General features: G+C 72.1%; 7 protein-coding genes. 5 read left to right on the plus strand and 2 right to left on the minus strand.

The annotated features are described in order from the left end of the window. Positions 1 to 59 precede the first annotated feature (59 nt). The 4 genes from ACH427_RS28555 (at position 60) to ACH427_RS28570 (ending at position 5,188) form a co-directional block, all read left to right on the plus strand. Positions 60 to 866: an STM4013/SEN3800 family hydrolase gene (locus ACH427_RS28555; RefSeq protein WP_398874009.1), complete on the plus strand. Its 807-nt coding sequence runs from the start codon at positions 60 to 62 to the stop codon at positions 864 to 866. Further along, a complete protein-coding gene (locus ACH427_RS28560) occupies positions 863 to 2,203 on the plus strand; it encodes an STM4012 family radical SAM protein (protein WP_398873991.1) in 1,341 nt (446 codons plus the stop codon). Before ACH427_RS28555 ends, ACH427_RS28560 begins: the two co-directional genes overlap by 4 nt. Positions 2,204 to 2,211: 8 nt before the next feature. Next, the gene (locus ACH427_RS28565) at positions 2,212 to 3,099 is read left to right on the plus strand and encodes an STM4011 family radical SAM protein (RefSeq protein ID WP_398873993.1); all 888 of its coding nucleotides are present in this window, start codon (positions 2,212 to 2,214) and stop codon (positions 3,097 to 3,099) included. A gap of 433 nt (positions 3,100 to 3,532) precedes the next feature. Continuing rightward, positions 3,533 to 5,188, plus strand: a complete 1,656-nt coding sequence (locus ACH427_RS28570) for an APC family permease (protein ID WP_398873995.1) — start codon at positions 3,533 to 3,535, stop codon at positions 5,186 to 5,188. A gap of 83 nt (positions 5,189 to 5,271) precedes the next feature. On the opposite strand, the gene ACH427_RS28575 is transcribed toward ACH427_RS28570, so the two are convergent. Beyond that, positions 5,272 to 6,315, minus strand: a complete 1,044-nt coding sequence (locus ACH427_RS28575) for an ABC transporter permease (RefSeq protein ID WP_398873997.1) — start codon at positions 6,313 to 6,315, stop codon at positions 5,272 to 5,274. A gap of 75 nt (positions 6,316 to 6,390) precedes the next feature. Here ACH427_RS28575 and ACH427_RS28580 point away from each other — a divergent pair, with 75 nt between their 5' ends. Further along, the gene (locus ACH427_RS28580; RefSeq protein WP_398873999.1) at positions 6,391 to 6,837 is read left to right on the plus strand and encodes a MarR family winged helix-turn-helix transcriptional regulator; all 447 of its coding nucleotides are present in this window, start codon (positions 6,391 to 6,393) and stop codon (positions 6,835 to 6,837) included. A gap of 74 nt (positions 6,838 to 6,911) precedes the next feature. Here the strand turns inward: ACH427_RS28580 and ACH427_RS28585 are convergent, their stop codons facing one another. Then, positions 6,912 to 7,559: a transglycosylase SLT domain-containing protein gene (locus ACH427_RS28585; RefSeq protein ID WP_398874001.1), complete on the minus strand. Its 648-nt coding sequence runs from the start codon at positions 7,557 to 7,559 to the stop codon at positions 6,912 to 6,914. Positions 7,560 to 7,754: the final 195 nt, after the last annotated feature.

Here is a 7,754-nt window from a genome sequence, read left to right on the forward strand (position 1 = left end):
CGGAAGCCATCGGCCCGCCCGGACCCGCGACGGCCGGCCCCGGCACGGCCGGCCCCGACATGAACGAGGTCGTGGGCCGCGACGACATCCTGCTGCTCACCCTCGACACGCTCCGGTACGACGTCGCCGTCGAGCTGGCCGCCGCGGGCCGGCTGCCGAATCTGGCCCGGCATCTCCCGGGCGGGCGCTGGGAGGAGCGGCACGCGCCCGGCAGCTTCACCTATGCCTCGCACCAGGCGATGTTCGCCGGGTTCCTGCCCACTCCGGCCACGCCGGGCCCGCACCCGAGGCTGTTCGCCGCGCGGTTCGCGGGCAGCGAGACCACGGCCGGGCGCACCTTCGTCTTCGACACCCCGGACCTGGTGTCGGGCCTGGCCGCGGCGGGCTACCGCACGGTGTGCGTCGGAGGCGTCGGCTTCTTCAACAAGCAGGGCGCGCTCGGCAGTGTCCTGCCGGGGATGTTCCAGGAGAGCCACTGGGAGCCGGAGTTCGGGGTGGCGTCACCGACCTCGTTCGAGGCGCAGGTCGAGCGCGCGGAGCGGGTGATCGCGGGGCTGCCGCGGGAGGAGCGGCTGTTCCTGTTCGTCAACGCGGCCGCGCTGCACCAGCCCAACTGGTTCCATCTGCCGGGTGCCACGCGCGAGGCGGGCGACAGCAGGGAGACGCACGCGGCGGCCCTGGAGTACATCGACCGTCATCTGCCGCGCCTGTTCGCCGCGATGAGCTCCCGGCGGCGGTGCTTCGCCGTCGTCTGTTCCGACCACGGCACGACCTACGGCGACGACGGCTACACCGGCCACCGCCTCGGCCACGAGGCCGTGTGGACGGTGCCGTACGCCCACTTCTTCCTGGAGCCGTCCGCATGAGCGTGCCCGCGCCGCCCCGCCCGTATCAGAGTTACGTCTACGCGTACCCGCACAAGACGGCCTACCGCCCCCTGGCCGACCGTCCCACGCTCAGGGCCCTGTGGGAGGGGGAGCCGAGGGACGCCCTCTCGCTCTATCTCCACATACCCTTCTGCGAGGTGCGCTGCGGTTTCTGCAACCTCTTCACCCGCATCGGCGCGCCCGACGAGCTGACCGGCCGCTATCTGGACGCGCTGGACCGGCAGGCGACGGCCGTGCGGGACGCGCTGGGGGACGCGGCGCCCGTGCGCTTCGCCAACGCCGCGTTCGGCGGCGGCACGCCCACCTTTCTGGAGGCGGCCGAGCTGGAGCGGCTGTGCGACATCGCGGAGAAGCGGATGGGCGCGGACCTGCGGGCGATACCGCTGTCCGTCGAGGCGTCCCCCGCGACCGCCACGGCCGACCGGCTCGCCGTCCTCGCCGAGCGGGGCGCGACGCGGCTGAGTCTGGGCGTGCAGAGCTTCGTCGACGAGGAGGCGCGGGCGGCCGTGCGCCCGCAGCGCCGGGCGGATGTGGAGGCGGCACTGGGCCGGATCCGCGACGCCCGCATCCCCGTCCTCAACATCGACCTCATCTACGGCATCGACGGCCAGACCGCGGCCAGTTGGCGCCTGTCCCTGGACGCGGCGCTGGCCTGGAGGCCGGAGGAGGTCTATCTCTACCCGCTGTACGTACGGCCGCTGACGGGCCTGGGCCGGCAGGCCGGCTCCTCCGCCGGCGCGGAGCCCGCCTGGGACGAGCAGCGGCTGCGGCTGTACCGGCAGGGCCGCGACCATCTCCTCGCGCACGGCTACGAGCAGGTGTCCATGCGGATGTTCCGGCGTACGGACGCGCCCGCGCAGGGGCCGGCCGACTACGCGTGCCAGACGGACGGGATGATCGGGCTGGGCTGCGGCGCCCGGTCCTACACCTCGGCGCTGCACTACTCCTTCGACTACGCGGTCGACATGCGCGAGATCCGCGCGATCATCGACTCCTACACCGCGACGGAGGACTTCACGCGCGCCGCGCACGGCCGGTACGTCGACGAGGACGAGGCCCGCCGCCGCCACCTGCTCCAGTCGCTGCTCCAGGCCGAGGGCATGCCGCTCGACGACTACCGGCAGCGGTTCGGCGCCAGCCCGTACGAGCACTTCGCCGCCGAGCTCGACGCCTTCGCCGCGCACGGCTGGCTCGCCGACGGCCCGGCCGGGCGGCTGCGCCTGTCTCCCGAGGGGCTCGCGCACTCGGACGCGCTCGGCCCGGCGCTGTTCTCCCCCGGGGTGCGGGCCGCGATGGCCGCGTACGAGTCGAGGTGAGCGGGCCGATGGACCTGACGCTCCTCTACCGCGGCCCCCTGGAGTCCTGCGACTACGACTGTCCGTACTGCCCCTTCGCGAAGCGGCGCGACAGCACCGCGCAGCTGCGGGCGGACCGGGCGGCTCTCGAACGGTTCACCGGCTGGGCCGGGCGGCAGACCGGTGACCGCCTCTCCGTGCTGTTCACGCCGTGGGGCGAGGGCCTGGTGCGTTCGTGGTACCGGGACGCGCTCGTGGCGCTGTCGCACGCACCGCACGTCGAGCGCGTCGCCATCCAGACCAACCTCAGCTGCCGAACGGACTGGCTGGCGGACGCCGATCTCACCGCCGTCGCCCTGTGGTGCACCTATCACCCGGGCCAGACGCCCTACGAGCGCTTCCTCGCGAAGACGCACCGGCTGGCCGCTCTGGGCGTGCGGTTCAGCGTCGGCGTCGTCGGCCTCCCCGAGCACCTCGACCACGCGCGGCGGCTGCGCGCGGCCCTGCCGGAGCACGTCTATCTGTGGGTGAACGCGGCCGAGGGGCATACGTACACGGACGAGGAGGCCGACCGCTGGACCGCCCTCGACCCCCTCTTCCCGTACAGCCGCCACCCCCACCGCTCGGCCGGGCTGCCCTGCCGCACCGGGGAGTCCGTGATCTCCGTGGACGGCGACGGCACGGTGCGCCGCTGTCACTTCGTCCGCGCCGAGCTGGGCAATCTCTACGACGGCTCCTACCGCGCCGCCCTGAAGCCACGCCCCTGCCCGCTGGCCGTGTGCGACTGCCACATCGGCTATGTGCACCTGGAGACGCTGCCGCTGTACGACGTCTTCGCGGGCGGGGTCCTGGAGCGCGTCCCCGCGCCCGCGCCGGAGCTCGGCCGGACGGGCGGCGGCGCGACTCTGCTACGGTGATCCGCATGAAGCGCGCCGACACGATGACGACGACGCCGGAGAGTGTCCCGGCGCGCTGACTGCTGTTCTTGAGTCCGAAGCCCCGGGGCGAGTGCCCCGGGGCTTCTGCTTTCGGTCACTCGCCCGAGACCCGCGAGGAGACCCCATGCACGACCATCGCGAGCCCTGCCGTGAGCCGGGCCTGTCCGGCACCGGCCCACCGGGCCCCTGCCCCGCCGCGCGGTGATCCACCGCTCCCCCGGCTACCGCGGCACGGCCGCGTAGCCATGCGCCTTTCCCCGCGGAAGGTGACAGAGGTCATGACGGCCGGATACCGCAACGGACGCCTCGACGCCTGAGGACATCACGGTCCTCAGCGGACGAATGACCTGTTCAACGCACATAAGGTGGGTGACCTGTCTTTTGGTCACCCCGCAAGAACGGACAGCACAGCATGGATTTGAGCGCGGCCAACCGCAAAGGTCTCAGTCTCTTCGCCTTGATCATGATCGGGCTGGGGTCCATCTTCGGTTCGGGCTGGCTCTTCGGGGCCGGTCAGGCCGCCCAGGTCGCCGGGCCCGCCGCTCTGGTCGCCTGGGTGATCGGCGCCGTCTTCATCGGCCTGATCGCCATGTCGTACGCCGAGGTCGGCGCGGCGTACCCGCTGCCGGGAGCCATGGCCCGGTTCGGCACGATCTCGCACGGGCCGGTCCTGGGCTTCGTCACGGGGTGGGCGGTGTGGATCGCCACGGCGTCCCTGATCCCGATCGAGTCGATCGCCGGTACGCAGTACATGGCGTCCTGGAACTTCGGCTGGGCCCGGGGGCTGGTCTCCGACGGCGCGCTGACCGGCACCGGCATGGCGACGGCCCTGCTGCTGACCGTCGTCCTGTGGCTGGCCTGCTACTGGTCGGTCGCGCTGCTGGCCCGCGCGAACAACGTGCTGACCCTGGTCAAGTTCGCCATCCCCGTCCTCGCGGTGGCCGCGTTCATCGCCTCGGGCTTCCACACGGAGAACTTCACGAGCCACGGCGGGTTCGCGCCCAACGGCTGGTCGGCGGTCCTGACCGCCGTCACCGCCTCCGGTGTCGTCTTCGCCTTCAACGGCTTCCAGGCCGTCGTGAACCTCGGCGGCGCCGCGAAGAACCCGGGCCGCGCCATTCCGCTCGCCCTGGTCGGCGCGCTCGGCCTCGGCCTGGTCATCTACCTCGCCCTCCAGATCGCCTTCCTCGGCTCGGTCCCGCCGGAGCAGCTCGACCAGGCGGCCGGCTGGAGCGGCATCAACTTCGCGTCCCCCTTCGCCGACCTCGCGAAGCTGCTGATGCTGCACTGGGTCGTGACCATGCTCCAGTTCGGCGCCTTCATCTCCCCCTCCGGCGCCAACATCGGCAACGTCGCCTCGGCCGCGTACCTGGCCCAGAACCTCGCCGAGACCGGGTTCTTCCCCAAGAAGATCGCCCAGGTGCACCCCCGCTACGGCACCGCCCGCCCCGCGATGTGGCTGAACCTGGCCTTCTCCGTCCTGCTGCTGCTCACGGTCGGTCACAGCTGGGAGGCCCTGGCCGGCGTCGTCTCGGCGGCCATGGTCGTCTCGTACCTCATCGGGCCCATCGCGGTCGGCGTCTTCCGGCAGACCAAGCCGCATCTGCCGCGCCCCTTCCGCCTGCCCGCGGCCAAGGTGCTCTGCCCGCTCACCTTCGCCTTCGCGGCCTGCGCCCTGTACTGGTCGAAGTGGCCCAACACCGGCAAGGTCGCCCTGCTCACCCTCCTGTCGGTGCCGATCGCCGCCGTCGTGCTGCGCCGCCAGGGCGAGACGAGCCTGCGGCGGCAGTTCGCGCCCGCCTGGTGGATGGCAGGGTTCCTGCTGTGGCTGGCGCTGCTGTCCGCCCTGGGCAGCACCGAGTTCGGGGGCCACGGGGTGATCCCCGGCGGCCTCGACATCGCCCTGGTCGCCGTGTCCGCCGTCGGCTTCTACTTCTGGGGCGTACGCGCCGGTGTCAACGCCCACCGCGCCGGTCTCCCGGGCCCCGACCCGGTGCTCGGGACCGTCGCGGCCCCCGCGGCCGAAGCGGTCGGGGAGGCGCGGACGCCCGAGCCCGCCGTCTCCTGACCGCACGGGAACGACAACGCCGGGCAGCCCGGAGGACCGGGCTGCCCGGAGGACCGGGCTGCCCGGCGTTGTCGACCGACCGCTCAGGAGGAGAGGGATCGCTCCGCGCGTGCGTCGCGCAGGCGGAGCAGTACCGCGCAGCCGACGATCCAGGCGGCCAGGGTGGCGATTCCGCGGACCAGGCCGTCGTGGTGGAAGTACGCCAGGCCCTGGAGGGCACGGACGCCGGCGCCGACGGGCAGGACGCCGGAGAGCGGGTGCAGCCAGGCGGGGAGGTAGGCGGCGGGCATGACGCCGCCGCTGGTGCTGTTGCCGAGGGTCAGCAGGACGACCGAGGCCAGTCCGGCGCCCGCGGGTCCGGTCCACCGGATGAAGACCATGGTCGCGCCGCCCGCCGCCATGGCCATCAGCGCGATCGTCCCGGCGATGCCCACGAAGGAGCCGGGCAGCGCGCCGAACCCGGCGCCGCCCGCGATGAGGGCGATGACGATCCCTCCCAGGACACCGAAGAGGGCGAGGCTGGCCATGCGCTGCCGAAAGCGCAGGGCGGGCGCGGCCTGGTAGGTCATGATGCCGAAGAGATAGCCGGCGAGGACCAGGCCGAAGGCCGCGTAGAAGATCGACAGGCCGCGGGTGTCGCCGCTGGACGCGGGGAGGATGTCCTCCTGGGCGAGCCGGTGGCCGCTCGCTCCGGCGACGTGGCCGAAGGCTCCGGTGAGGGTGCCGGTGACGGAGGCGCCGTTGGCGCCCGCGTACAGCAGCTTCGGGTCGCCGTGGCCGCCGCCAGGGAGGTAGGCGGCGTAGACACGGCGGTGCGCGATGGCGTCCCGGGCCGCGCTCTCGTCCGCGTAGGGCCGTACGTCGAAGCCGCCGGGCAGGCCGGAGTCCAGGGCGCCCTGGAGCCGGTGGGCCTCCTGGGACGTGCCCACGGCGGCGACCGGGAGGTCGTGCGGCTTGGGGGCGTGGAAGGCGGCGAGGTAGACGCTGACGAAGATCGTTCCGATGGCGAGCACGACCGCCACGGGGAGGAGGATGCCCTTCAGGCCGCTCTGCGGGTGCTGCGGCGGCGCGGGATCCGGTGTGCCGGTGTGGGAGGCGTGCTGCGTCGGGGGTGTGGAGAGCGACAAGAGAACCGTCCAAACTTATAAGGTGCCTGATAACAGTAGCAGCGAATATAAGCTGCCTTACAAGTGGTGGTCCCCATGAATGAACAGTCCCCCTACACCGGCTACCTCGCCTGGCGCTTCACCCAGGCCATGAGCACCCGGCTGGAGCGGGATCTGCGCACCCTGGATCTGACCCTGGCGCAGCACCACGCGCTGCGGCACGCCCTCCTGGAGCCCGGGGCCTCCAGCGCCGAGGCCGCCCGCCGGGCCGGGATCACGGCCCAGTCCATGGGAGCCGCCGTGAACGGGCTCGTGGAGCGCGGGCTGCTGGAGCGCCGCCCCCACCCCACCAACCGCCGGGTGCTCTGCCTGCACATCACCGACGAGGGCCGGCGGCTGAGCGAGCGCGCGCTGGCCGTCGTGGGCAAGGCGAACGACGAGGCGCTCTCGATCCTGTCCCCCGAGGAGCGGGTGACCGCGCACGACCTCCTGCGCCGCCTGGCCGAACACCTCAACCCCGACGCCCTGCCGCCGTCGGTCTGACGCGGGACAGCGCCGAAGGGCGGCAGCACCAGGTGGTGCTGCCGCCCTTCGGCGTCGCGGTCGGCCGCTCCGGATCAGTACGCGGAGTTGACGTTGTCCATGGAGCCGTAGGTCTTGGCGGCGTAGTTGCAGGAGGCGACGATGTTGGCGACCGGGTCGTAGATGTCCCAGGACGTGCCGTCGACGTGGAACGCCTTGAAGGTCGGGTCGATGATCTGCAGCAGACCCTTGGACGGGATACCGGCGGCGGCGTTGGAGTCCCAGTTGTTGATCGCCTGGGGGTTGCCGGTCGACTCACGCATGATGTTGCGCTTCAGGCCCTCGTACGAGCCGGGGATGCCCTTGGTGTGCATGATGTCGAGCGCCTGGTTGATCCAGCCGTCCAGGTTGTCGCCGTAGACCTTGGGGGCGGCCTGGACCGGCTTGCGCTCCTCGGAGCGGCTCGCGGCCTGCTTGTCGGCCCGCTCGGTCTTGGCGGTACCGGCGGCGGCCTTGGCCTGGGTGGCGGCGGCCTGCTGGGCCTGCTGCGTCTCGCCGGAGTCGTCGGAAGCGGTGGTGTTCCACGCGACGGGCTTCACTGCCATGGGCTGGGCGTCGGAGGCGGCGAAGGCGTTCGGGACGACGGCGAACGACAGGGCGGCGACACCGGCCGCGGCGATGCCGGCGGCGGAGAGCTTGTGAGCCTTGGGCAGACGGGTATAAGCGGAGATGGTGGAGCGCATGATGAGCTGAACCTCTTCCAATCGCGTGAGTCGCAGTGGCCCGGATCGGCGCGAGAAGAGCGCCGTGTCTCGATCGACGGCGCCGTGCGACTCGGCAATTGTTACTGACTTTGTTGGTGTGGTGTCGTGAGGGTGAGTCCGGTTCCGGTGAGGCAGCCGTCGATGATTTCGCTGCGGTACTGGATTTCACGGAGT

Origin of the sequence: Streptomyces sp. NPDC020379 (assembly GCF_044387105.1) — a bacterium.
GTDB lineage: Bacteria > Actinomycetota > Actinomycetes > Streptomycetales > Streptomycetaceae > Streptomyces.